The organism is Paenibacillus tuaregi (assembly GCF_900086655.1).
GTDB classification, from domain to species: domain Bacteria; phylum Bacillota; class Bacilli; order Paenibacillales; family Paenibacillaceae; genus Fontibacillus; species Fontibacillus tuaregi.
The window spans coordinates 1367001-1389461 of record NZ_LT575476.1; the positions used below are offsets into that span (position 1 = coordinate 1367001).

The following is a 22461-nucleotide window of genomic DNA, read 5'->3' on the forward strand; positions in this document are numbered from 1 at the left end:
TAGGAGGCACATGGTTATGAGAATAAACGGACGCCTGGCAGATGAGCGCAGGCCCATGAATTTGACGGTAAACCCTAATAAATATGCGGAGGGCTCCGTATTTATCGAAGTCGGTGACACGAAGGTACTGTGCACAGCAACGGTTGAAGAGAAGGTCCCTCCTTTTATGAAAGGACAGGGGCGGGGCTGGGTTACGGCCGAGTATTCCATGCTTCCAAGGGCAACACAGACGCGGAACCAGCGTGAATCTGCCCGTGGCAAGCTGAGCGGGAGAACGATGGAGATTCAGCGTCTGATTGGCCGTGCGCTGAGATCAGTTGTGAATCTTCAGGCTCTTGGTGAGCGCACAGTTATCGTGGATTGCGATGTCATTCAGGCGGATGGCGGAACACGCACAACGTCCATAACAGGGGCTTTCATAGCCTTGTCCATGGCTGTGAACAAGCTTGCCCAGAAGCATAACCTTCCGGTATTTCCGGTTACGGACTACCTGGCCTCGGTTAGTGTAGGAGTAGTTGGCGAAGAGCTACTGCTGGATTTGAACTATGAGGAAGATTCCAAAGCGAAGGTTGATATGAATGTGGTCATGACCGGGGAAGGTAAATTTGTGGAGATCCAGGGAACCGGTGAGGAGAGCCCATTCTCCCGCGAAGAAATGAACGGCATGATGGAGCTGGCCGAGCAGGGAATCCGTGAAATGATCGCTCAGCAGCAGGAAGTGCTTGGGCCGATTGCCTTGAAGATTGGCTCAGGACAGGCAGGGAAGAAGGTATGACGGCAGGCCTGGATAAAGTGATCATCGTAGCCACCAAGAATCAAGGAAAAGTGAAGGAGTTCGCTCACGCGCTGTCCGCTCTCGGGACGGTGCGGAGCATGTATGATTATCCCGAGCTTCCTGAGGTGGTGGAGGACGGGGATACGTTTGCGGCTAATGCCCGCAAGAAAGCTAAGACTGTTGGAGATGCGCTTGGCAAGCCGGTGCTCGCTGACGATTCCGGCTTATGTGTAGATAAGCTTGAAGGGGCTCCTGGAGTATACTCGGCACGGTATGCGGGCGAGAATGCCACAGATCAGGAGAATAATGAGAAGCTTATCCGTGAGCTGGAGAAGCTTTCGGAAGGGCAGGACACCGAGCAGCCGCTGCTCAGCCCAGCCCGCTTTGTATGCCACTTGGCGCTGTATGATCCCGCTACAGGTGAGTTTACGGAAGCTGAAGGCTCCGTGGAAGGCATGATTATGGCTGAGCCGGCCGGCAGCGGCGGGTTCGGGTATGATCCTCTGTTCTACCTGCCGGCTTACGAGAAGTCAATGGCCCAGCTGACCATACAAGAGAAGCAGGCCATCAGTCACCGGGGCGCAGCACTGCGCCAGCTTCAGGAGAAATTGGGCTTATCCCAATAAAACTTAAAGACCACAACCAGTAATAATTTCACCCGACGGCAAAAATAAGGGCGGTTCCTTTTTGAAAGGAGCCGCCCTATTGTTATTCTACCGACATCCATCAGGAGGTTGAGGTATCCATAATCTTGTTTAACTCTAAAGCCAATAAAGATAATATGCCTGCATAGCCAAGGTTGAGATATCCATAATCTTGTTTGATAGCAGCAGCCTGCAACAAGCTCAGGCTATACGGATGGCTCAGACTTGAGGCATATCAGCTGTTTTTGATCGCTACTACCGTAAGCCTTACGTAATCTGCATACAGAGAGCCGTCTCTCCACAGCTTGGGAATCAGCTTCGCTTTAAGCTTGGCGTAGATTGCGGACTGATCCGCCGCTGAGAACTGTTGGAAGAAATCACCGCCAAAGTTCGCGAGCCAGCTCGCTAATCCCTCCTGCCCATCCGGCAGCTGGGTAGGGCGTTCATAAAGCCGCGCGTACTCGACTCGGAAACCTTCGGATTCCAGCAGGGAAGAGTATTCACCAATACTGGGGAAGTACCAGGGATTGAGTTTGGTTGCATCCAGGCTGTATTCATTGCCCAGGACCTCATAGATGGCCTGGAGGATCGTATTCACGTTTCCTTTTCCCCCGAATTCAGCAACAAATCTCCCATCTTGCTTAAGAACTCTATGAACAGAGCGAACGACACCCGCGGCATCCTTCATCCAGTGCAGGGCCGCATTGGAGAATACCGCGTCATAAGATGTATCATCGCTCAGGGTCTCCCCATTTCCCACCTGAAATGCAAGCTGGGGGTATTTCCTGCGGGCCGTCTCGATCATAGCTTCCGAGTAATCAACACCTGAAACCTCGGCACCGGATTGGCTGATCTCATAGGTCAAATCTCCAGTGCCGCAGCCAAGATCAAGAATTAATTCGTTCTTTTTCGGGTTTAAAAGCTCAACAAGACTTTTTCCATACTCCGAGACAAAAGCAAGTTTCGAATCATAAGAATCGGGCTTCCACGTGTTTACTGAACTCATGGGCATGCAGCTCCTTAAATGGGATAGCCCCATTATGGCACAGTGGAAGTTATACATGAAATATATAAATGATATCAAGCTTATAGTTTATATCTATTATGCTAATTTGGCTGATCGGATGTGCTGCTGCCAAGCAGCCTAACGAATAGTCACTTTGTACGTTTTGAGCCAATGGTTTACCTGGGTCAGATAAGCAAACAGCTGGGGACCGGACATCAGCTGCCCGAACCAGGGAAGATTTGATGAAGCCTCTGGAGATGCAGCGATTTCTCGTATTTTAGTGCTGTTGATTAAAGGAAGGATCGGGGAAGAACTATCATCTAATATGTTCAGAACCTGCTGCCTGACCATATTTAAATAAGCCGGATTGTGTGTTTTGGGGTAAGGGCTTTTCTTGCGGTACAGCACATCTTGGGGGAGAACTCCTTCCAGGGCTTTGCGGAGGATGCCCTTCTCCCTGTCTCCAGCCGTTTTGGTCTCCCAAGGGATATTCCACACGTATTGAACCAACCGGTGGTCACAGAAAGGAACACGGACCTCCAGACTGGCCGCCATGCTCATTCTATCCTTGCGGTCGAGCAGTGTAGGCATGAAGCGGGTGATATTCAAGTAGGACATGATCCGCATCCGGGCCTCTCTCCCCGTCTCTGTGGCCAGTTTGGGCACTTCGTTGACCGCATCCTGGTAACGGTCATGGATATATTCTTCGGGTCTAATCCAATCCTTGATTTCTGGTGCAAGCAGGTCGGAACGAAGATCGGTGGCAACGGACCATGGGAAGGTTCCCGAATTCAGAAGCTCTTCCCGGTGAAACCACGGGTACCCGCCAAAGATCTCATCGGCCGCCTCTCCAGAAAGGGCTACGGTTGCATTCTTTTTGATTTCCCGGCTGAACAGATAGAGGGAGGAGTCCACGTCGGCCATGCCCGGCAGATCCCGGGCCTCAGTGGATGCGTTAAGCGCCTCGACAAGCTCAGGCGTATCAAAGTGAATCCAGTGATGCTGTGTACCGAGTTCGTCAATCATTCTCTGAATCCATGGAGCATCCGCACCAGGCTGATAGCTGTGCTCCTGGAAATACTTGTCGTTATCCACATAATCCACGGAATAGGTATGAAGCTGACCCTGTCCGCTCCGATTGTAATAATCCACCGCAAGCGCCGTCAGGGCACTTGAATCGAGTCCCCCTGAGAGCAGAGTGCACACGGGCACATCGGACAAAAGCTGCCGTTCGGCTGTATCCCGGAGCAGCTCCCGCAGCTTGGAGGCGGTGGTGTCGACATCGTCTTCGTGTTGGTAGCTTTCGAGCTGCCAGTACGTATATTTGCGGAGACCGCTTCGGCTGAAAATCATGGCGTGGCCGGGCCGCAGTTCCTTTAGCTGTGTATACACCCCATGGCCAGGTGTGCGGGCGGGTCCAACAACAAATACTTCCGCCAGTCCCTCCGCGTCTACTACCGGCTCTACTTTTGGATGTTCCAGAATCGCTTTGGGTTCGGAGCCAAAGATTAGTGCCCCGTCTATTTCGCTGTAGAATAAGGGCTTAACCCCCAGCCGATCCCTGGCCAGAAATATATGCTCCCTTACACTGTCCCAAATGGCAAAGGCAAAAATCCCATTCAGCTTATAGACGCAGTCAGGCCCCCATTCGATATAAGCTTGCAGCAACACCTCAGTATCACATTGTGTGCGGAAGTGATATCCGCGCTGCTGAAGAGCCTGCTTAAGCTCGGGGGCATTATATATTTCCCCGTTGTAGACGATGGTATAGACATGATTCTCCTCCTCAATCACCATGGGCTGCGCCCCATTGGCCGGGTCCATGACACTCAGCCTCCGGTGGCCAAAAGCGCAGGGACCGGAAATCCAGGTTCCGCCTGCGTCGGGCCCTCTTTTGCCCAGCGTTTCGGTCATGGTGAGCAGAAGGGCCGAATCCTGGGTCAAATCACGATTCCATTCGATAAAACCGGTAATTCCGCACATGTATGGATCCATCCTCTCTAATCTTTTCTCTCATCTATATGGTTCTCCGCTGGTGATAACAAATTATGCCGAACAAGGGCATAAAATGTCTGTCCTTTATGGAAAACTATGCTGTGGAAGCATGAAAGGAGCTTGGTCGTGAAAAAGACGTTTTATGTATCGGTTCAGGGCCGCTCGGTATTGGAAGACCCCAAGGCGGCATCCTACGAATGGGTAATTGAAGCGGAACCGGAGGAGGCGGAAGAGTTGAGAAGACGGCTGTCTTCAGTTCAGGAGGCCGAGGAGGATAGCTTCATGAGTTATGTCTATCCTTGGCCGGATTCACCAGAAGGCAGAGTTAACGCGGCATACTCGGATTCTTTAAATCGGGTATTTGGGGAGATCTACCGCTTGGGGTCTCCGGCTACCCGAAACCAGATGGAGCAGGGCCGTCTGCTGCATGGAGAACTATAACTTGCTTAATAAGGAGCGATAGACATGTATGAGATTAAAAATGCCAAATTGACAAGAATGACAGAATATAATGGAAAGCCATGTGCAGAAATCGAAATTAACCTGGCGTCCCAGCATGAACCCGGTTTACTGGCCTTTATCGCGAGAACCCCAGATGGCCAGGATTTCGAAATAATCCGCATGGTGCGTAACGAATCGGATCTCGCGATCGATTGGTATAACAACAATTTGCATAATGCCTATGAAGAAATTGCGGAGGAAAATTTCGGGGATGCAGGGGAACTGGATGCGCCGCTGCAAAGAGAACAGTTCCGAAAGAGCCTCTTGCAATCGGGCAGCATCCTGACCCAGCTGGAGCAGGCGCTGCCGGCTGAGGGATAGACGGAAAGAACAAAGCGTTAGTCGATCCATCCATATAACAAAAACACCTTCTTTATAAATAGGAGGTGTTTTTGCGGTTGCAAGTATTTTAATAAGGCTCCGGCCAGCCGCCATTGGACAGCACGCGAATTCCTTGGACAATATTGTAGAGAAACGAGCCGAAGTAGATCACGGCGAAGAGAATAATATACAGCAGGATAGAGGCGGGATGTTGAGCCGTGAACATAAAATAAAACATGGGGATTGCCGCAAGTATCGGGAAGATGTGGGAAAATAGGGCCTTTCCCGCATGCCTCCGGACATAGGCGTCATTGCTGACAAACCACACTACCACAGGCAGCAGAAAGGGAGCAAAGAAAATGCTGAAGTAGGAAAGCGAAGCCAGGACAGGCCGCATATGCGATCACGCTCCTTAATATAGAGGACTTGCCAGTATATTACCCATTTGCGGACCAAAGTATTTGAGGTTATATCCTATTGTTGAGGTTCCTCAAAAAAATCCCTTTGACATTCTTCCAAGATGCGTTATAATAAATAACGCATCGTTTTTTTCTAGCTTCACCGCAGCAGGTTGTTATACATATGTCCCAGTAGCTCAGCTGGATAGAGCAACGGCCTTCTAAGCCGTCGGTCGGGGGTTCGAATCCCTCCTGGGACGTTAAAAGTAAGCTCCCAATTAAGGGAGCTTTTTTACGTCCCTTAGTAGAGGGATTTGAACCCCCGGTGGGGGTTCGTCGGAGCAAGGTCCCCTGGGCCGGATGGCCGGGGGCAGAGCGGAGTTCCCCTCCCCGGCATTACTCCGCCCGGTACACAAAGCTGAAGCGTGCGCCGCCGAGAGCGGAACGCTCGCAGCTCATGGTCGAGCCCAGCCGCTCTGCAATTTGGCGGCAGATGGCCAGCCCTAAGCCGGTAACGCCCTCGCGCCCTTTATAGAAGCGCTCAAAGATCGCTTCGCAATCTTTCTCCGCCACACCCTCCCCGTCATCGTCGATGTGAAAGCTCCAACTTTTTTGCAGGAGGGACTCGGAGCTGCTTCCGGCTGGCCCGGCATTAAGCTCGATGACGACCTGGCTGCGTGCATACCGGACCGCATTTTGAAGCAGGTTGAGCAGTACTTGAAATATCTGTTCCGCAGGGAGAAGCGTGTTAATGGAGGAGCTTCCCGTTATGCTCAGGGTAATTCCCTTCTCCGACGCAGCAGGGGTAAGAAGATCTACCGCCTGTTCGGCCATATTTCTGAGATCCTCCTGGCTGAATGTCCAGACATCCTCTACATATTCAAGCTTGGAGAGCTGCAGCAGCCGCTCTACCATATGAACCATCCGCTGGGCCTCTTTATGAATGACGTCCAGACCCTGGTCCACCGTAACCACCTGATCCTTAATGGCCAAGGCGTAGCCCTGAATGGACATAAGCGGGGTACGGAGCTCGTGGGACACATTTTGAAGAAACTCGATCTGGTAGCCGTGGTGCTTGTTAATCCGTTCCGACATCTCCTGAAAGGTGTCAATAAGTTCGCCAATTTCAGTGCGGTCAGCCTTGGGCAGGACCGGATGGTGAGAACGGTAAGGCTCATATTGGCTTACAGCCGCAGTCAGCTTTTTGAGCGGCCGGGTCGTTTTCCAGATGGCGAGCAGGCCGATCCCTAACACAAATAGGAAGCTGCCCAGGATCGCGATAATGGTGGTACCCAGCAGCTGGCCGACAATCGTACGAAGTGAGGAGAGAGGAGCGAACACCACGATTTGCAGCTTCTCATCCTCATCGAGGGTCTTGGTCGCATAAAGCATTTTGCGGTGGTCCAGCTCCATAATTCCGTCTTCCTTCTCCAGAGGGACATGAATTACAGCGTTGATCCTTTTGGCGTCACTTGCGGCAACAATCTTGTGCTGCTCATTCAAAATAAAAAAGTCGGCATAGTACAGCCTGTCCTTGAATTTCAGCTTTAAGTCCTTATCATCAATGTCATGGATATCGCCGTCATCCAGAATTTGAATGGCTTTGTCAATTTGACTGTGAAGCTCGGTCTTTGCCTGATCAATCGTAAGGCTGTGAATGAGCTGGACAAATAAAAACACCGTGATGCCCACGGTAATGAACATCCCGGCAATCAGAGAGAACAGCAGCCGTCCGCGGAGTGATCTCATCCGGTTTTGACCTGGGCTTTATAGCCGAATCCCCAAAGTGTATCAATTTGAAAAGTCGCTCCGGATTCCACCAGCTTCTTCCGCAGCCGTTTTACCAGGTCATCCACCACCCGGACATCCCCCAGATAGTCAAAATGCCACACCTGCTGAATCAGCTGCTCGCGGGTAAACGGCCTTTCCAGATGCTTGGCAAAAAAAATCAGCAGCTCATACTCTCTTGAGGTTAACGCCATCTCGGCCTCATTAACTGATACTTTGCGGTATTCTTCGTTTACCTGCAAATTTCCGGCATGGACCAGCTTGGCAGCGGCTCCACTATCCTGATCTGAGCCCAGTCTTACCAGCCTGAGCATCGATTTCACCCGGCCAACAAGCTCACGCGGGTTAAAGGGTTTAGACAAGAAATCGTTGCAGCCCAGTTCCAGACCGATAATCCGGTCCATTTCATCCCCCCGGGCCGAGACCATAATGATTGGCATTTCAGTAAAAGTCCGCAGCTCCGTCAGCAGCGTCAAACCGTTAACCCCCGGCATCATAATATCAAGAATCAGAAAGTCCGGCCGTCCGAGCCGCACCTGCTCAACCAGGTTTTGGCCATCCGCATACTCCGTCACCTCAAAGTTTTCTTTCCTTAAATACTCCGAGATCAGGCGAAGGATGGAAGGATCATCATCCACTACAAATATATGTGTCACTGCTAAGAATCCCCTCTTCCAGAAAAAACCTTATTCTTGTACTAATTTAGCAAAAACAAAGAAAAACGGGAAGGCTGATTTACCCTCCCGTGATCTCAGCTTATTTTTTTGTGCTCTTTTTAGCTGGAGCCTTGCTTACAGATTTTTTATGATGAGCTTTTTTAACAGCTTTATGATGATGTTTGTGTTTGATATGATGTTTCGCATGATGTTTTGTCACGGCATGAGTTTTTTTAGCTGGCGCTTTTTTGGTGCCTTTCTTCACTGCCGGTTTAACGGCTGGTTTAGCCGCCGTTTTTTTGGCTGAAGCTTTCACAGCCGACTTATTGGCTGCCGCTGTTGTTTTGGAAGCCTTCTTGGTCTCGGTCTGCTTCTTAGCAGTGGTTTTAACCCCGGTTTTTACTGTGACGGCCGGAGTCGCTTTAACAGCAGGCTTGGCAGCAGGCGCAGGGTTCGCAAATGCACTGGCAGCTCCACCTCCTGCAAGGCTCACTACCGTAAGGATGGACACTAGACTCTTTTTCCAATTCAACATGTTTATCACTCCTTCATAAGATTGATTTCATCTTATCAAGGGTTTATGAGAGCCTAATGGGAGAATTGTGGAAAAAGTATATGAAACTTGTATCCTGCTATTTGGCAGCAAGTCCGTGCATGATCAACTGGATGGTCATCTCAATTTCCTTCTCCTCATCCCAAGGCATATCGGGAGCGAGCATAAGGTGCATGACAAACAGACCAACGGCTGAGGAAGCGGTAAAGCGGATAGCGGTGAAGGAGGGAACCTCGATCAACTCGCCTTTATCTTGGAAATGCTTGATCACTAATTCAAAGCGGTCATAAATTTTGACGCCAATGTGCTCTATGAACTGTTCCTTTAGGGCAGGCTGGAACGGAATTTCTTGCAGAAGAATCTTAATAATTTTGAGGTGCTTGCGGGCGAAAGCCAGCCTGTTGTGAAGCACCGCTCTTAGAAAGTCCTCAAATGTGGGATAATCCTGCTCCAAGACCTCGTTGAAATTGTTAAGTATGAATGGAGCAAGCAGCTTGCCCATCATAGGGGTCACAATGGACAGAAGAAGCTCTTTCTTGGTCTTATAGTGGCGGAAGATGGTTCCTTCAGCGACTCCGGCCATCTGGGCGATCTCACTTGTGGATGCGGCGGCATAACCCTTCTCTGCAAAAACCTCTACGGCCGACTCCAGAATTTTCAGCTGCTTGGCGGTAAGCTTCCGCCCTTCCCCGGATTGGAGTAGTTCTTCCAGCCATGGCTCAAGCGGCTCAGACGGCTGCGGCATGATAAGTCACCCTCCTGTGCAAAATGGGTTGGATCATTCTTTGTATTCTATCATATTTCATATCAGGCTTAAATTTTGCGGTATTTGCGCAGGGCGAGAATATTAAGCAGGATGAAGGTAATCGAGAAGGCTGCCAGTACAATGACATCCGAAGCGATAGCATCCCATCCTTTGCCCCGGATCATTACATCACTGAGTCCCTTGGCCCCATACGCAAGCGGCATAATGACTTCAAGCTTCTTCAGCCACTCGGGCAGCGTATCCAAAGGGAAGAGACCTGATAAGAACAGCTGCGGCACAATAATAATGGGGATGAATTGAATCATCTGCAGCTCGTTGTTTGCGTAAGCGGAGATAAGGGTTCCAAGCGTAAGGGCTGTCAGTGACATCAGCAGGGTCAGCAGAAGAACCCAACCAAACGAACCTACCATCATAATCCCAAGCACTTGAATGCAGTACCAGGAGATCAACAGAGCTTGAACTATCGTGAAAATTCCATACCCGGCTACATAACCGAGCACAATCTCCCAGCGCTTCAGCGGGGTAGACAGCAGACGCTCCAGAGTTCCAGTTGTTCGTTCTCTGAGGAAGGATACACCTGCAATCAGGAATACGAAAAAGAAGATGAAAAAGCCGATCAGAATAGGCCCGAACTGATCGATGCTTGTCATATCGGCCGATCCGTGCAGGTAGGTGATGACGGGATTGAAGGAAGGGCTGTCTTTCAGCAGATGGCTGGCCGCTTTCTGTGTGGTCTGAAGCACGGCCCGGTTAATCGATGGATCACTGCCTTCAAGCTCAATGTGAGGAATTGGCCCATTTAATGTAATTAGCGCATCGATTTTCCGCTGTTCCAGAGCATCCTGTGCCTCATTCAGACTGCTGAAGGTATAGGTCACTGCCCCTTCTGCCTTTAGACTTGTGTCCAGTCCATGTACCTGATGTATGTTCAGAAGTCCAAGATTAGGCTTATACTCCTTGCCGTTAAAGACAAGGTTCATGAGGGTCAGGACAAATAACGGTGCGATCAGCATTAAAGCCAATGTGCGTTTATCCCGGCGGAATTGTCTTAGAATCCGGATGACAACAGCCCATGTTCTCATGATTGATGACCTCCATAATAGATAAATGCCTCTTCGATAGAAGCCGAGCCAGTCTGTTCCATCAAGGCTTCCGGTGTATCCACAGCAAGCAGCCGGCCCTCTCGGATCATGCCAAGGCGGTCGCATTTCTCAGCTTCATCCATAACATGGGTGGTTAACACGATGGTCGTCCCTTGATTGCTCAGGTTCTTCAGCTCACTCCAAATCGACTGCCGCAGAACGGGGTCGATCCCAACGGTAGGTTCATCCAAAATCAAAACTTTAGGGTTATGGAGCAGGGCACAAGCCAGGGACAAGCGCCGTTTCATGCCTCCAGAGTATTGGTGCACCTCCTTGGACAGATGATCCCCCAGAGCCACAATTTCAATCACTTCAAGAATCCGTTTTTTTAACTGTGCGCCTCTAAGACCGTAAAGCGATCCGAAAAACTCCAGATTCTCCTTCGCGGTAAGCTCGGTATACAGGGCGTCGGCCTGAGCCATATAACCGATTTGATGAAGAAGTGACAGCTTTGGCATTCGCGTGCCAAGCACCCGGATTTCCCCCTGGGTAGCCTCAAGCGTCCCCGTGAACAGCTTGACCAAGGTGGTCTTCCCGGAGCCGGAGGGCCCAAGGAGCCCGAAGGTTTCTGACTCGTTTACTTGAAGCGAAATGCTGTCCAGGACGACTTTGGGGCCGAAGCTTTTGCCTACATCCGTGGCCGTAATAACCGAAGTTGAATTGCACATAATTACACTCTCCTCGGATAATGAGTGAGTACTCACTTTTATTTTGAGTATAACGAAGTCCATCTTCCTTGTAAATGTGAAAATTAAAAAGACTGCCAGGAGGCAGTCCATTCATTTCTTACAACACTTTTATTTTTCGGGCACCGGCAAGGGCCCTTAGCTCGGCATTGATCTTTTCCTTCTCAGTATCCTCTAAGTGGAGGGATAAGCCGTAGTGGAAGAAAGGGGGCTCAATTTGACGCTGCCAGCGGATCTGGGCCTCGAATTCATACTCCTCCTCGCTCAGTTTAAGGCGCAACATCCCTTTAATGAGATTGGATGAGGCATGCAGGTCAAGCTGTGTCCGGATTCTACATCCGCCTTTGCTGATATCGATAAGGTCCACTTCTGCCAGTCTGCTGTTTAAGGTCGTTCCATTGATCTCGGAAATCCGAATCCAGCAACTCATGGGAACTTCCATAGAGTATCTGAACGGTTCCTTTCTATTATTATCGCTCATATGACCTCCGCAATTTCGGTATGCCTTTTAATTATAGCTAAAATTTGCCTTCTTTTAAACTTTGAAAATATTTATATATCATATTTTAAGTATATTTCGCAGGACACGGGTCAAATTTCCTAAATCCACATTAGTTTTTTCAATATTTTAACAATACATTACAAACTAGCTGAATTGGTTTAACAATCTTATACGAAAATGACACTATAGCACTTATGTATTAGGAAAAGGGTGAGCTGATGAAGAAGAGTAAAGTATTCAGTATGCTGGTTGCTTCCGCAGTTGTAACCTCCGCTTTGGCGGCAGGAACTGCAGGGGCTGCAGCCGACAAAAAACCGGCTAAGCCGGCGGCAACAAAACAAACAGCAGCTAAATTCAAGGTGATTAATTCAGGGCTTACAGTTGATGGCGAGAACGCTGTCCTGAGAGCTATCGAAGTAAATGGAACCAAGCTTTACTCTGTCCGTGATCTGGCTGACGCGCTGGGTGCTGGCTTGAAGCTGGATAATGGCAGCGTAGTGCTGAACGATCTATACGGTTATCACAACGTAACCATTAAACCTAACATCAAGAGCTTGCAGGTGGATGGCGCCTCCCAGGAATTTACGGTAGCTCCGAAGCTGCAGGATGGCAATATTTATGTCGAGCTAGGTCCTACGTTGGATGCTCTGGGTGCCGAGAGTGTATCTGGCGGCGGAGTATACAAAATGAAACGGCTTGAAGGAAGCTTTACGGCTCCGATCTTTGATGAGCAGAGCAACCTTCTTGTAACCAAAGAAGATGGGGAAGTTCCACAAGTCTTCAAAATTAATACGTCCCTCGGGACCCCGTCCCAAGTGTTCAACTCCAACGAAGGAGCTGCAAATGCAGTAGTATCTCCGGATCACAAGCTGGGTGCTTTCACAGATGAGAACGGCCAATTGTTTGTTTACGATCTTGGCACGGGGCATGTGAATCCTGTAGGTTCCGATACTTCGGTTAAGACGGATTTGACCTGGTCTGCAGACGGCAAGAAGCTGTACTTCATTCAAGGAGATAAGCAGGAGAAGATTTCCTACATAACGCTGGACAGCGGCAAAATTACCGAAGTCCTTGCCGATAAAGTGGAGAACAAATCCGACCTCCAAGTAACGAATGACGATAAGAAAATCGCTTATTTCGTTAACGTAACAGGTGTTGCCAAGAACGATGCGGACAGCACAGAGGACTCTCTTACAATTGACTACACGGGTGCCGGAGCCCAGCTCTATTCCCTGGATCTGGTTACTAAAGGTGCTAAACCGGTACAGCTGACTAAAGGAACAGACAATAAACTTCTGCCTTCATTCCTGTCTGACGGAAGTCTTGTTTATATCAGTGCTGACCCGGATGGCAAAGACGTAAACAGTGTTCTTAAGAGCATTTCCGCTGATGGCTCCAAAACAACCGATCTGGTTGCGGATATCGATGTGAACTTCGATCTGGTTACAAAAGAAGGCAAACTGCTTGTAGCTGGAATCAAGGCAGACGGAAGCTCACAGCTGTTTGAAGTTGCTAACGGCGCAAAAACAGAACTGTACAGCAGTCCAGAAGGCATTACAGAAGTAGCTGTTTCCAAAGACGGTAAAATCGCTGTGATCAGCGGCGGTAAAGTGGTTATGGTTCAAGGCGGTAAAGGCACTGAGCTGACTAAGTAATTTAAATTCGAGAGGAGTAATTCAATCATGAAATTATTTAAAAAAATCTCTTTGGTAGCTGTAGCTGCCGCGTTCATTCTGTCTTCCGCAGGTGTAGGATCATCTGTGCAAGCCGCAGGTTCGGTATCTGGCAAAATTACAATTAACGGTTCCACTGCGCTTCTACCACTTTCCCTGCAAGCAGCTAAAGAATTCCAACGTTTAAATCCGAAGGTGAAAATCGCCGCTTCCGGTAAAGGTTCCGTTACAGGACCTCAAGCTGTAAATAAAGGGATCGCACAAATCGGTGCCTGTGACTGGGATGCCAGCACAGACGTTCCTGGATTCAAGGCTTTTGCTGGACAGGTAGCCAACAAAGTAGCTGTGATTCCATTTGCTACAGTAGTTAACAAAAACGTTGGTGTGGATAACCTGACTACAGAGCAGCTTAAAGGAATCTTCAGCGGCAAAATCACCAACTGGAAAGACGTTGGCGGAAGCGACGCAGACATCGTGGTGATCACGCGCGCATTCGGTTCCGGAACACGTGTTAACTATCAAGCCAAAGCTCTTGGCGGTGGAGACATCGTAAAGAAAGCTAAGAACTATAAAGAAGTAGGTTCAAGCGGAGATATGAAAACAGCGGTTTCCACAACTCCGAATGCGATCGGATACATCGATTTGGTATATGTAAGCGGCGATTTGAAAGCTGTTAAACACAACGGTGTGGCTGCTACTACAGAGAACGTAATCAAAGGAACTTATAAAGTATGGTCTTACGGTTATTACATGACTAAAGGCCAGCCAACGGGTGCTACTAAGGCGTTCATTGATTATGTACAAAGCAAAAAGTTCCAAGAAGGTTCACTGAAAAAGCTTAAATTCATTCCGATTTCCGCTATGAAATAATTTTGAAGTTATCACAATTTATTTGTAAATGCTAACCGGCCAGCCCCGCAATGGGGCTGGTTGCTGTATGGGAGGAACCAGAACACGATGAGTACGCCAGTTCACGATTTACCGGCGCAACAGGGGGCCATGAAGAAGCAGCCTGCCCATCCATCCAGATGGAAGCGGAGCCGTGGCACCAGAGTCCGGATAACCAATGGACTATTTAAATATTATTTTTTATTCAGCATCCTTGCGCTTTGCTTTGTGCTGGCCCTGGTCATTTTCTTTATTGGCAAAACCGCATTTCTGACCTTTAACGAGATTTCACTGTCACAGTTCTTCCTGTCATTTGACTGGACCCCGGAAGAAGGGGAATTTGGTGCAGCCTCATTTATCGTAAATACATTTTCGTTGACTGCACTCACGCTGCTGTTTGCTGTTCCGCTGTCCATTGGCATGGCGATTCTGATTGCCGAAATAGCGCCTAAATGGCTGAAATCGTTCATACGCCCAATTCTCGACCTGCTGGTCGGAATTCCGTCTATTGTTTACGGTTATTTGGGACTCACGGTTCTGATTCCAATCATACGCAGTGTAAGCGGAGAAAACCTTGGGGACGGGTTGCTAGCTGCTTCACTGGTATTGACGATTATGATTCTGCCGACAGTAAGCCGGATCAGTGACGATGCCATCAGCGCTGTGCCCAAAAAATACCGTGAAGCAGCCTATGCTCTAGGTTCCACCCGGCTTCAGGTGATCATGAGGGTTGTTCTTCCGGCCGCAGGCCGGGGGATTGCCGCGGCGATTATTCTGGGCATGACCCGGGCGATCGGTGAGACCATGGCCGTAGTCATGGTTATTGGGAATACTTCGCAGCTGGCTAAATCGCTCTTCACCCCAGCTTCGGTGTTAACGAGTAATATTGTGATGCAGATTTCCAACGTCGAATTTGATTCGACCTGGAACTATGCCCTTCACATGATGGCCTTCCTTCTGCTGGTTATTTCGTTTGGTTTGATCTTAATTATCCGCTTAATCAGCAAGAAGAGAGGAGACGAGGCCGCATGAGCAGTTTCACACCTACACGCAAGAATAAACGGGCGCTGGTATGGGATAAAGCGGCTACAGGCCTCTTCTATGCGCTTGGCGCATGTATCCTCCTGTTTATCTTCTGGCTGCTGTATACGATTCTCAGCAAAGGGCTGCCGGGCATTAATCTGGAATTTCTAACCAAGCTGCCAGAAGAGATTGATGTAGGCGGAGGGATCGGTCCGGTCCTGTTCAACTCGTTCTACATCTTGATCCTGTCTCTGATCATATCGATTCCGATTGGCGTAGGCTCAGGGATTTATATGGCCGAGTACGCCCCCAAGAATAAATTCACGGAAGCGCTGCGGATGTGTGTGGAGACTTTGTCCTCCGTACCGTCCATCGTTTTCGGAATGCTGGGCTTGGCTATTTTTGCAGAGTACTTCGATATTGGTCTGACGATTCTCGGGGCTTCTGTCAGCTTGGCATTCTTGAATCTTCCTACCTTGGCCCGGGTAACGGAGGAAGCGGTAAGGGCCGTTCCTTCCGATCTTCGCAACGCTTCTTATGCGCTTGGGACAACCAAGTTCCAGACCATCCGCACGGTGGTACTGCCTGTGTCCCTGCATGCGATCATCACCGGTATTTGCTTGGTAGCAGGCCGCGCATTCGGGGAGTCCGCCGTTATTATTTTGACAGCGGGGCTGAGCACCTCCGGGGAAATGTGGGATTTCAACCTGTTCTCGCCGGGTGAGACGCTTGCCGTTCATCTGTGGTACGTGCAATCTGAAGCGATTGTTGAAGATGCTAGACAAATCGCGGATAAATCCGCCGCTGTGCTCGTCTTTGTAGTTCTATTTATCAACCTGCTGTTCCGTGTGCCGCTTTGGTTCAATAACCGGAAGATGAAGCGGTAAGCATAAGAACAGTAATTAGCCAATTAAAAAACCAACCTTTTGAGCCTGGGGGCTTAAGAGGTTGGTTTTTTGTGTTTTTTTGACGGTGGCAAGGCTAGTCCGATCTATTCGGCCAGGACTTTCTTGATATCAGCTTCAATGGCCTCCGGTTCGGTGCGTGCGCTGAACTGTTTAACCACTTCTCCATCCCGGTTCACCAGGAATTTAACGAAGTTCCACTCAATATCTCCGGTATGGTAAGGGGCCGGGGTGTTCTCAACCAAATGTACGAACAGTGGATGGGCATGCTCACCCTTTACATCTATTTTGGCGAAAAGAGGGAAGGTGACCTGATAATTCAGCTCACAGAATTGCTTGATCTCTTCATTGGTCCCAGGCTCCTGGCCTGCGAACTGGTTGGATGGGAAGCCTAACACCACAAGGCCTTGATCCTTGTAAGTTTCGTATAAATGCTGCAGCCCCTTATAATGCGGGGTTAGCCCGCAGCCGCTGGCTGTGTTAACGATCAGCAACGTTTTGCCTTTATATTCGCTTAGGGTAGTTTCTGTGCCGTCTATGGTAGTAACTTTGAAATCATAAATTGACATGGTTCTCCTCCTCCAATTGTTGGATACCAACTAAATAATATTGTACAGCTGTCAAGCGCCCAACTCAACTCGAACACGAACAGGTATGTTTTTAGCTTCAGAGGAATGTTTTCTTGGGGAGTTACAGAAGATAAAGTAGTTCCCTGACGCAGTCCATTTTACCACATAAATCCAGAGATGCTTAAAGAAATTTAATAGGAATCGTGGGTGAAATGCATGGATTAATCGTATCCATTCAATGGATCATCAAGAACACAACCAAGGACGCTTTTGTGGAAGTACAACAATTAGGATAGGGGTTATCTTATGACAAAGAGAAAATTAAGCCTGCTGATCATGGTGCTTATCGTGTCCATGGTGGCCGCTGCCTGTGGCAATAACAATAAAAACAATTCGGCAGCTCCAGGGCAAGGGAATACATCAACAGGGACAAAAACGCAGACCGCCTTAGAAGCTGTAAAAGCCAGCGGAAAGCTTAGAATCGGAACAGAAGGCACCTATGCGCCATTCACATTCCACGATCCAAGCGGGAAATTGACCGGATTTGATGTAGAGATTGCTGAGGAAGTAAGCAAACGGCTCGGGGTTCAGCCGCAATTCGTGGAGACCCAGTGGGACAGTCTGATCGCTGGTTTGGATGCCAAGCGTTTTGACACAGTATTTAATGAAGTGTCCATGACGGACGAGCGTAAGCAGAAGTACCTTTTTACAGACCTTTACATCGTGTCTAGAGCTGTACTGATCGTCGGAAAAGATAATACGGATATCAAGAAATTTGCAGATCTGAAAGGCAAGAAATCAGGACAATCCCTTACAAGCAATCTGACCCAGATTGCCAAAGATAATGGAGCGGAGATTGTAGCTGTTGAAGGCTTCAACCAGGCAATCGATTTGCTGACCTCCAAACGGATTGACGCAACCGTGAACGACCAGTTGTCCTATCTTGATTTTAAAAAGCAGAAGCCGGATGTTCCGATCAAGGTTGTGGATACGTCAAGCAATGCTTCGCAAAGCGCGGGCTTGTTCAGCAAAGGCGCTGACGATCTTGTCGCTGCAGTTAACAAAGCGTTGGCGGATATGAAGAGCGACGGCACTTACCTGAAGATATCCCAGAAATATTTTGGAGAAGACGTTTCAAAATAAACAGTTGAACTAACAGATTGGATGTCTGCCTTATGGATGACCGCAAACTGCAAATATTTATAGATTCCCTGCTGCCGCTGCTGAAGTCAGCGGTGGCTTTTACCGTTCCCCTGACCCTGATCTCCTTTGCTATCGGTCTGCTGCTTGCCATATTGACCGCACTCGCGAGGTTGTCTCAGTGGAAGATTCTCAATCTGATCGCAAGATTCTATGTATGGATTATCCGGGGAACCCCGCTTTTGGTGCAGTTATTTATTATCTTTTTTGGGCTGCCGTCGATAGGTGTGACTCTGGACCCCTTTTATGCTGCAGTGATCGGGTTCTCGCTCAGTGTGGGGGCTTATGGGTCGGAAATTGTAAGAGCGGCCATTCTTTCCATTCATAAGGGGCAATGGGAAGCAGCCTATTCACTTGGCATGACGCGGCTTCAGGCTCTGAGAAGAATTGTGCTGCCCCAAGCGGCCCGGGTTTCCGTGCCTCCGCTGGCCAACTCGTTCATCAGCTTGGTCAAGGACACCTCCTTGGCTGCGAGCATTACGTATGTGGAGATGTTCAGAACTGCGCAGCAGATTGTGGCCACCACCTTTGAGCCTTTGCTGCTTTATTGTGAGGCGGGTCTTTTCTATTTGGCTTTAAGCACTATACTGTCCAGTCTGCAAAATTATTTGGAGAAGCGGCTTGATCGTTTCTCAGCGAGGTAAGGAGGTGGAACGATGATCGAGGTCCGCAATTTGCACAAATCGTTCGGCTCCCTGGAGGTGCTTAAAGGGATTGATCTGAAGTTGGAGAAGGGGAAGGTGCTGGTTATTATCGGCCCTTCAGGATCAGGCAAAACCACGCTTTTGCGCTGTTTTAATCTGCTGGAGCAGCCGGACGAAGGCTTTCTGCGCATCGGCGGAGTGACCTTGGAGTTCAAGGGAGGAAGCAAGCTGAAACGGGATCAGATCCTCAAGCTGCGCGGGCAGAGCGGTATGGTGTTTCAGTCTTATAACCTGTTCCCTCATATGACTGCCCTCGAGAATGTAATGGAAGCTCAGGTTACGGTTAAGGGGAAAAGCAAATCTGAAGCCAGGGCATATGCGCTGGAGATGCTGGTTAAAGTGGGGCTCGGGGATAAGGCGGATTCCTATCCTCATCAGCTGTCAGGAGGGCAGCAGCAGCGGGTGGGCATAGCTAGGGCCATGGCTATGGACCCGGAGGTCCTGCTGTTTGATGAGCCGACCTCGGCGCTTGATCCAGAGCTGGTTGGCGAGGTGCTGCGGGTAATGAAGAGCCTTGCGGCCGGGGGAATGACCATGATCGTGGTAACGCATGAGATGAAGTTCGCTGCAGAGGTAGCAGACTGGGTGATCATGGTGGATAAAGGCCGAATCATTGAGGAGGGCCCGCCCAAGGATGTGTTGGAGAATCCTCGAAGCCCGCGCGCGGCCCAGTTTCTCAATTTGTTAACTGAGACGGTATAAGATGATAAAGGCTCTCCTTGTGGAGGGCCTTTGCTGACGTCCCAGGAGGGATACTCTCGCTGCGCTCGAGACTCCGCGCAGCCCCTGGCCAATCGGCCTGAGGGGCTTAGCTTCGACGAACCCCCTTCCGGGGGTTCCAATCCCTCTACCAAGGGACGAAAAAAAATCTCTCCAGTTTTGGAGAGACTTTTGTGACGTCCCAGGAGGGATACTCTCGCTGCGCTCGAGACTCCGCGCAGCCCCTAGCCAATCGGCTTAAGGGTCTTAGCTTCGACGAACCCCCTTCCGGGGGTTCCAATCCCTCGCTAAGGGACGCAAAAAAGCTCTCCAATAGGAGAGCTTTTGCTAACGTCCCAGGAGGGATTCGAACCCCCGACCGACGGCTTAGAAGGCCGTTGCTCTATCCAGCTGAGCTACTGGGACACAATGTAAAAATTTCAAGCAAAAATGATTTTATCACATGCCGGGTTACTAAGCAAGTAAAAAATATTGCTTTTTTAGGCCTCCATTTTTTCATCTTGCGCTTCACTGTGCTATAATCAACGGATAATTACGCACGGAGGTTAGGAGGGACATTTATTAACACGCATGGACCCGACGGAAGGGATAACGTGGTACTGTTTCCCAAGACACTCGACTTTTATCAAATGGAATTAACACGAATGCTCGAAACCGAAAGATATGGTGAGGCAGGTGAACTGCTGGAGTTCTTGCTTCAATGTCAAGGCCAAGAGCAGCGGCAGTATGACGAGTGGGGGGCACTGCTCGGTTGGCTGAGAGACGCCTTTCCCGCTTCAGTGGCAGGGAAGGCTCCGGAGCTTGAGCCAGAGGATGAGGAAACCTTAGCCCGGCAGCATATCGAAGCCAAGCTTGCCATGGATAAGGACTACGGGCATAAGCTGCTGAAGGCCGCTATGGAGAGCCCTGTATCCGAGCACTCGCTCCTCGCTCTTGAACAGCTTGCTTATATCGATATGCCGGAAATTGACGGCGCGCTGCACAGCTGGCTTGACCGCCGCGGCACCCACCCGCTGATTCAGTTTCATATTTTGCAGACGCTTCGCCGCAGAGGGGGCCAGGGTAGTGCTGTTTTCTTCCGTGGCCAAGAGCAGGTGGATATTGAGATTGATACGGTCCCACTCAAATCAGCGGATTTCCCGCAGCAGGTACACCGGATCTTAGAACGGCTTGGCGACCAGGCACAGGTTCATAACCCAACCTTGTTTTACTTTGCCGAGGAGTTCTGGTTCCAATTTGTAATGGGGGTATATGGAACCCGCGATTACAATTCGATTCTGGAGGAAGAGGACAGCACGGCCGATATTTGGGCTGCGGCCCTTCATCAAACGATTTCTGAAAGCCTGCCCGATGGAAACAGTGATCAGGATATTAGAGCCGCATACGGAATTACGGACTCGCTCCGCCTCCGTTTTGAGCAGGCATACCGATCCATGAAACAGTTTGTCGGCACCGCTCAGGGCAGATGAAGGGGGACGAGGCGGTTTTTCCTGTTACGACCAGCCTTGGAACACTTGTAAAAAGCTGTATTGTTGTTTATAATGTAATGGTTGTTCGAGTTATGAACGAAAGTAATATATAAATCATATTGAAGCCGGATACATATCAGGATTCAATTTATGTGAACTTATTTTGGAGGGGAAAGCATAAAATGAAAGCAACTTGGGAAAAAATAGAGAAGAACCTCGGCGTTCTCGAGGTCGAAGTGGATGCGGATCGTGTATCTGCTGCACTGGATAAAGCTTTTAACAAAGTAGTAAAGAAAGCAAACGTACCTGGATTCCGCAAAGGTAAAGTGCCACGGCCGATTTTCGAAGCGCGTTACGGGGTTGAAAGCCTCTACCAAGACGCGATCGATATTTTGCTCCCTGAAGTATATACCGAAGCTGTTGAGCAAACGGATATTTTTCCGGTAGACCGTCCTGAAGTGGATGTTGAGCAATTCGGAAAGGGACAACCTTTCAAATTCAAAGCTAAAGTAACCGTTAAGCCTGAAGTTAAGCTTGGCGATTACAAAGGCATCGAAGTAGCCGCTGAAAGCGTGGAAGTGACTGAAGAAGAGTTAAGCCAAGAGCTTGAGCGTCTGCAGCAGCGTCATGCTGAGCTTGTTGTTATCGACGAAGAAGCTGCACAGAACGGCGATACTGTCGTAATCGACTTTGACGGATCTGTGGATGGAGTTCCGTTTGAAGGCGGTAAGTCCGAGCGTTATTCTCTTGAGCTAGGCAGCAACACTTTCATTCCTGGCTTTGAAGACCAAGTGGTTGGTCTGGCAACAGGCGACTTCAAAGATGTTGTGGTAACTTTCCCTGAGACTTATCATGCAGAAGAGCTTGCGGGTAAAGAAGCTGTGTTTAAAGTGAAAGTTCACGAAATCAAGCGCAAGCAGCTTCCTGAGCTTGACGATGAGTTCGCGAAAGATGTCAGCGAATTCGATACACTTGACGAGTTCAAGGAAGATCTGAAGAAACAGCTTGCAGACCGCAAAGCTAAGGAGAACGAAGCTGCTCGTGAAACTTACCTGGTGGACAAGGTTGGCGAAAATGCGGAAGTTGAAATTCCAAGATCCATGGTTCAAGGCGAAGTACAGAACATGGTTCGCGATTTCGACAACCGTCTCCGCACTCAAGGTATGAACCTTGAAATGTTCCTGAGCTTCTCTGGACAATCGCTGACTGAGCTGCAAGAACAAATGGAAGGTGACGCTGAGAAACGCGTTCGCAACAACCTGGTTCTTGAGCAAATCGCCAAAGAAGAGAAGATTGAGGTTACTGAGGACGAGCTGAATGAAGAATTGAACACAATGGCTGAAACTTACAAACGTACCCCTGAAGAAATCCGCGACATTCTTGCGGCTAACGGTTCTTTGGGCAGCATGCGTGAAGAGGTTCTGCTTCGCAAAACGATTCAATTCCTTCTTGAGAACAGCAAGGAAGTTCCGGCTGATCAGCTGAAGCCGGCTGCTGACACCAAGAAAGAAACAAAAAAAGAATCGAAAAAAGCTAAAGAAGAAGTGAAAGAAGAAGCTTCCGAAGAGTAATTACTC

The 22461-nt window shown here is 49.3% G+C and carries 24 protein-coding genes and 2 tRNA genes; 14 read left to right on the plus strand and 12 right to left on the minus strand.

Features of this window, described 5'->3' with window-relative positions; all coding sequences use genetic code 11:
- Positions 1-16: 16 nt before the first annotated feature.
- Positions 17-775 (plus strand): ribonuclease PH, encoded by a 759-nt coding sequence (gene rph, locus BN6628_RS06300; RefSeq protein WP_068615659.1) that lies wholly within the window; start codon positions 17-19, stop codon positions 773-775.
- On the plus strand, positions 772-1401 hold the full coding sequence (locus BN6628_RS06305; protein WP_068615661.1) for an XTP/dITP diphosphatase: 630 nt from the start codon (positions 772-774) through the stop codon (positions 1399-1401). The genes rph and BN6628_RS06305 overlap by 4 nt, the downstream gene beginning before the upstream one ends.
- A 253-nt stretch (positions 1402-1654) precedes the next feature.
- Here BN6628_RS06305 and BN6628_RS06310 read toward each other — a convergent pair whose 3' ends face one another.
- Complete coding sequence (locus BN6628_RS06310; protein ID WP_068615663.1) at positions 1655-2425, minus strand: class I SAM-dependent methyltransferase; 771 nt, start codon at positions 2423-2425, stop codon at positions 1655-1657.
- A gap of 138 nt (positions 2426-2563) precedes the next feature.
- Positions 2564-4408: an asparagine synthase (glutamine-hydrolyzing) gene (gene asnB / locus BN6628_RS06315; RefSeq protein ID WP_068615665.1), complete on the minus strand. Its 1845-nt coding sequence runs from the start codon at positions 4406-4408 to the stop codon at positions 2564-2566.
- A gap of 138 nt (positions 4409-4546) precedes the next feature.
- On the opposite strand from asnB, the gene BN6628_RS06320 reads away from it, so the two are divergent.
- A complete protein-coding gene (locus tag BN6628_RS06320) occupies positions 4547-4861 on the plus strand; it encodes a hypothetical protein (protein WP_235847589.1) in 315 nt (104 codons plus the stop codon).
- A gap of 24 nt (positions 4862-4885) precedes the next feature.
- Positions 4886-5242 carry a hypothetical protein gene (locus tag BN6628_RS06325; protein WP_068615670.1) on the plus strand — a complete coding sequence of 119 codons (357 nt, stop codon included), beginning with the start codon at positions 4886-4888 and terminating at the stop codon, positions 5240-5242.
- Between the two features lie 88 nt (positions 5243-5330).
- Here the strand turns inward: BN6628_RS06325 and BN6628_RS06330 are convergent, their stop codons facing one another.
- Entirely contained in the window at positions 5331-5639 is a 309-nt protein-coding gene (locus BN6628_RS06330) for a magnetosome magnetite crystal formation protein family (RefSeq protein WP_068615672.1), read from the minus strand.
- A 187-nt stretch (positions 5640-5826) separates the two neighbouring features.
- Between BN6628_RS06330 and BN6628_RS06335 the strand changes: the two genes are divergently transcribed.
- Positions 5827-5900 (plus strand) — tRNA-Arg (locus BN6628_RS06335).
- Between the two features lie 136 nt (positions 5901-6036).
- Here BN6628_RS06335 and BN6628_RS06340 read toward each other — a convergent pair.
- From BN6628_RS06340 to BN6628_RS06370, 7 genes are all read right to left on the minus strand, one after another.
- The gene (locus tag BN6628_RS06340; protein ID WP_068615674.1) at positions 6037-7389 is read right to left on the minus strand and encodes a sensor histidine kinase; all 1353 of its coding nucleotides are present in this window, start codon (positions 7387-7389) and stop codon (positions 6037-6039) included.
- Positions 7386-8084 (minus strand): response regulator transcription factor, encoded by a 699-nt coding sequence (locus BN6628_RS06345; protein WP_068615675.1) that lies wholly within the window; start codon positions 8082-8084, stop codon positions 7386-7388. The genes BN6628_RS06340 and BN6628_RS06345 overlap by 4 nt, the downstream gene beginning before the upstream one ends.
- Positions 8085-8184: 100 nt before the next feature.
- A complete protein-coding gene (locus BN6628_RS06350; protein ID WP_068615677.1) occupies positions 8185-8619 on the minus strand; it encodes a hypothetical protein in 435 nt (144 codons plus the stop codon).
- A gap of 97 nt (positions 8620-8716) precedes the next feature.
- Positions 8717-9382 (minus strand): TetR/AcrR family transcriptional regulator, encoded by a 666-nt coding sequence (locus BN6628_RS06355; RefSeq protein WP_068615679.1) that lies wholly within the window; start codon positions 9380-9382, stop codon positions 8717-8719.
- Positions 9383-9450: 68 nt separating this feature from the next.
- Complete coding sequence (locus BN6628_RS06360; RefSeq protein WP_068615680.1) at positions 9451-10485, minus strand: ABC transporter permease; 1035 nt, start codon at positions 10483-10485, stop codon at positions 9451-9453.
- Positions 10482-11213 carry an ABC transporter ATP-binding protein gene (locus tag BN6628_RS06365; protein WP_068615683.1) on the minus strand — a complete coding sequence of 244 codons (732 nt, stop codon included), beginning with the start codon at positions 11211-11213 and terminating at the stop codon, positions 10482-10484. The genes BN6628_RS06360 and BN6628_RS06365 overlap by 4 nt, the downstream gene beginning before the upstream one ends.
- A 118-nt stretch (positions 11214-11331) precedes the next feature.
- Positions 11332-11712, minus strand: a complete 381-nt coding sequence (locus BN6628_RS06370) for a PilZ domain-containing protein (RefSeq protein WP_068615688.1) — start codon at positions 11710-11712, stop codon at positions 11332-11334.
- 239 nt (positions 11713-11951) lie between these two features.
- Here BN6628_RS06370 and BN6628_RS06375 point away from each other — a divergent pair, with 239 nt between their 5' ends.
- The 4 genes from BN6628_RS06375 to pstA all read left to right on the plus strand — a co-directional run bounded on the left by BN6628_RS06375 (position 11952) and on the right by pstA (position 16204).
- Positions 11952-13388 (plus strand): stalk domain-containing protein, encoded by a 1437-nt coding sequence (locus BN6628_RS06375; protein WP_068615690.1) that lies wholly within the window; start codon positions 11952-11954, stop codon positions 13386-13388.
- A 27-nt stretch (positions 13389-13415) separates the two neighbouring features.
- Entirely contained in the window at positions 13416-14276 is an 861-nt protein-coding gene (locus BN6628_RS06380; RefSeq protein WP_068615692.1) for a phosphate ABC transporter substrate-binding protein, read from the plus strand.
- Positions 14277-14363: 87 nt separating this feature from the next.
- Entirely contained in the window at positions 14364-15326 is a 963-nt protein-coding gene (pstC, locus tag BN6628_RS06385) for a phosphate ABC transporter permease subunit PstC (protein WP_068615694.1), read from the plus strand.
- Positions 15323-16204 carry a phosphate ABC transporter permease PstA gene (pstA, locus tag BN6628_RS06390; RefSeq protein ID WP_068615695.1) on the plus strand — a complete coding sequence of 294 codons (882 nt, stop codon included), beginning with the start codon at positions 15323-15325 and terminating at the stop codon, positions 16202-16204. Before pstC ends, pstA begins: the two co-directional genes overlap by 4 nt.
- Positions 16205-16308: 104 nt before the next feature.
- On the opposite strand, the gene BN6628_RS06395 is transcribed toward pstA, so the two are convergent.
- Complete coding sequence (locus BN6628_RS06395) at positions 16309-16791, minus strand: glutathione peroxidase (protein ID WP_068615696.1); 483 nt, start codon at positions 16789-16791, stop codon at positions 16309-16311.
- A gap of 306 nt (positions 16792-17097) precedes the next feature.
- On the opposite strand from BN6628_RS06395, the gene BN6628_RS06400 reads away from it, so the two are divergent.
- Genes BN6628_RS06400 through BN6628_RS06410 form a run of 3 tightly spaced genes read left to right on the plus strand, consistent with a single transcriptional unit; the run spans position 17098 to position 19397 of the window.
- Complete coding sequence (locus BN6628_RS06400) at positions 17098-17934, plus strand: amino acid ABC transporter substrate-binding protein (protein ID WP_068615697.1); 837 nt, start codon at positions 17098-17100, stop codon at positions 17932-17934.
- A 32-nt stretch (positions 17935-17966) separates the two neighbouring features.
- Positions 17967-18635: an amino acid ABC transporter permease gene (locus BN6628_RS06405; protein ID WP_068615698.1), complete on the plus strand. Its 669-nt coding sequence runs from the start codon at positions 17967-17969 to the stop codon at positions 18633-18635.
- Between the two features lie 12 nt (positions 18636-18647).
- Entirely contained in the window at positions 18648-19397 is a 750-nt protein-coding gene (locus BN6628_RS06410) for an amino acid ABC transporter ATP-binding protein (protein WP_068615699.1), read from the plus strand.
- Positions 19398-19746: 349 nt separating this feature from the next.
- On the opposite strand, the gene BN6628_RS06415 is transcribed toward BN6628_RS06410, so the two are convergent.
- Positions 19747-19820, minus strand: a tRNA-Arg gene (locus BN6628_RS06415).
- 239 nt (positions 19821-20059) lie between these two features.
- Between BN6628_RS06415 and BN6628_RS06420 the strand changes: the two genes are divergently transcribed.
- Entirely contained in the window at positions 20060-20884 is an 825-nt protein-coding gene (locus tag BN6628_RS06420; RefSeq protein WP_235847590.1) for a hypothetical protein, read from the plus strand.
- A gap of 182 nt (positions 20885-21066) precedes the next feature.
- Positions 21067-22455: a trigger factor gene (gene tig, locus BN6628_RS06425; RefSeq protein WP_068615705.1), complete on the plus strand. Its 1389-nt coding sequence runs from the start codon at positions 21067-21069 to the stop codon at positions 22453-22455.
- Positions 22456-22461 lie beyond the last annotated feature (6 nt).

Excerpts from the sequence above, each read along its gene's own strand:
- rph (WP_068615659.1), top strand. The coding sequence starts at position 17 with ATGAGAATAAACGGACGCCTGGCAGATGAGCGCAGGCCCATGAATTTG.
- BN6628_RS06305 (WP_068615661.1), top strand. The coding sequence starts at position 772 with ATGACGGCAGGCCTGGATAAAGTGATCATCGTAGCCACCAAGAATCAA.
- BN6628_RS06310 (WP_068615663.1), bottom strand. The coding sequence starts at position 2,425 with ATGAGTTCAGTAAACACGTGGAAGCCCGATTCTTATGATTCGAAACTT.
- asnB (WP_068615665.1), bottom strand. The coding sequence starts at position 4,408 with ATGTGCGGAATTACCGGTTTTATCGAATGGAATCGTGATTTGACCCAG.
- BN6628_RS06325 (WP_068615670.1), top strand. The coding sequence starts at position 4,886 with ATGTATGAGATTAAAAATGCCAAATTGACAAGAATGACAGAATATAAT.
- BN6628_RS06330 (WP_068615672.1), bottom strand. The coding sequence starts at position 5,639 with ATGCGGCCTGTCCTGGCTTCGCTTTCCTACTTCAGCATTTTCTTTGCT.
- BN6628_RS06340 (WP_068615674.1), bottom strand. The coding sequence starts at position 7,389 with ATGAGATCACTCCGCGGACGGCTGCTGTTCTCTCTGATTGCCGGGATG.
- BN6628_RS06350 (WP_068615677.1), bottom strand. The coding sequence starts at position 8,619 with ATGTTGAATTGGAAAAAGAGTCTAGTGTCCATCCTTACGGTAGTGAGC.
- BN6628_RS06355 (WP_068615679.1), bottom strand. The coding sequence starts at position 9,382 with ATGCCGCAGCCGTCTGAGCCGCTTGAGCCATGGCTGGAAGAACTACTC.
- BN6628_RS06360 (WP_068615680.1), bottom strand. The coding sequence starts at position 10,485 with ATGAGAACATGGGCTGTTGTCATCCGGATTCTAAGACAATTCCGCCGG.
- BN6628_RS06365 (WP_068615683.1), bottom strand. The coding sequence starts at position 11,213 with ATGTGCAATTCAACTTCGGTTATTACGGCCACGGATGTAGGCAAAAGC.
- BN6628_RS06370 (WP_068615688.1), bottom strand. The coding sequence starts at position 11,712 with ATGAGCGATAATAATAGAAAGGAACCGTTCAGATACTCTATGGAAGTT.
- BN6628_RS06375 (WP_068615690.1), top strand. The coding sequence starts at position 11,952 with ATGAAGAAGAGTAAAGTATTCAGTATGCTGGTTGCTTCCGCAGTTGTA.
- BN6628_RS06380 (WP_068615692.1), top strand. The coding sequence starts at position 13,416 with ATGAAATTATTTAAAAAAATCTCTTTGGTAGCTGTAGCTGCCGCGTTC.
- pstC (WP_068615694.1), top strand. The coding sequence starts at position 14,364 with ATGAGTACGCCAGTTCACGATTTACCGGCGCAACAGGGGGCCATGAAG.
- pstA (WP_068615695.1), top strand. The coding sequence starts at position 15,323 with ATGAGCAGTTTCACACCTACACGCAAGAATAAACGGGCGCTGGTATGG.
- BN6628_RS06395 (WP_068615696.1), bottom strand. The coding sequence starts at position 16,791 with ATGTCAATTTATGATTTCAAAGTTACTACCATAGACGGCACAGAAACT.
- BN6628_RS06400 (WP_068615697.1), top strand. The coding sequence starts at position 17,098 with ATGACAAAGAGAAAATTAAGCCTGCTGATCATGGTGCTTATCGTGTCC.
- BN6628_RS06405 (WP_068615698.1), top strand. The coding sequence starts at position 17,967 with ATGGATGACCGCAAACTGCAAATATTTATAGATTCCCTGCTGCCGCTG.
- BN6628_RS06410 (WP_068615699.1), top strand. The coding sequence starts at position 18,648 with ATGATCGAGGTCCGCAATTTGCACAAATCGTTCGGCTCCCTGGAGGTG.
- BN6628_RS06420 (WP_235847590.1), top strand. The coding sequence starts at position 20,060 with ATGCTCGAAACCGAAAGATATGGTGAGGCAGGTGAACTGCTGGAGTTC.
- tig (WP_068615705.1), top strand. The coding sequence starts at position 21,067 with ATGAAAGCAACTTGGGAAAAAATAGAGAAGAACCTCGGCGTTCTCGAG.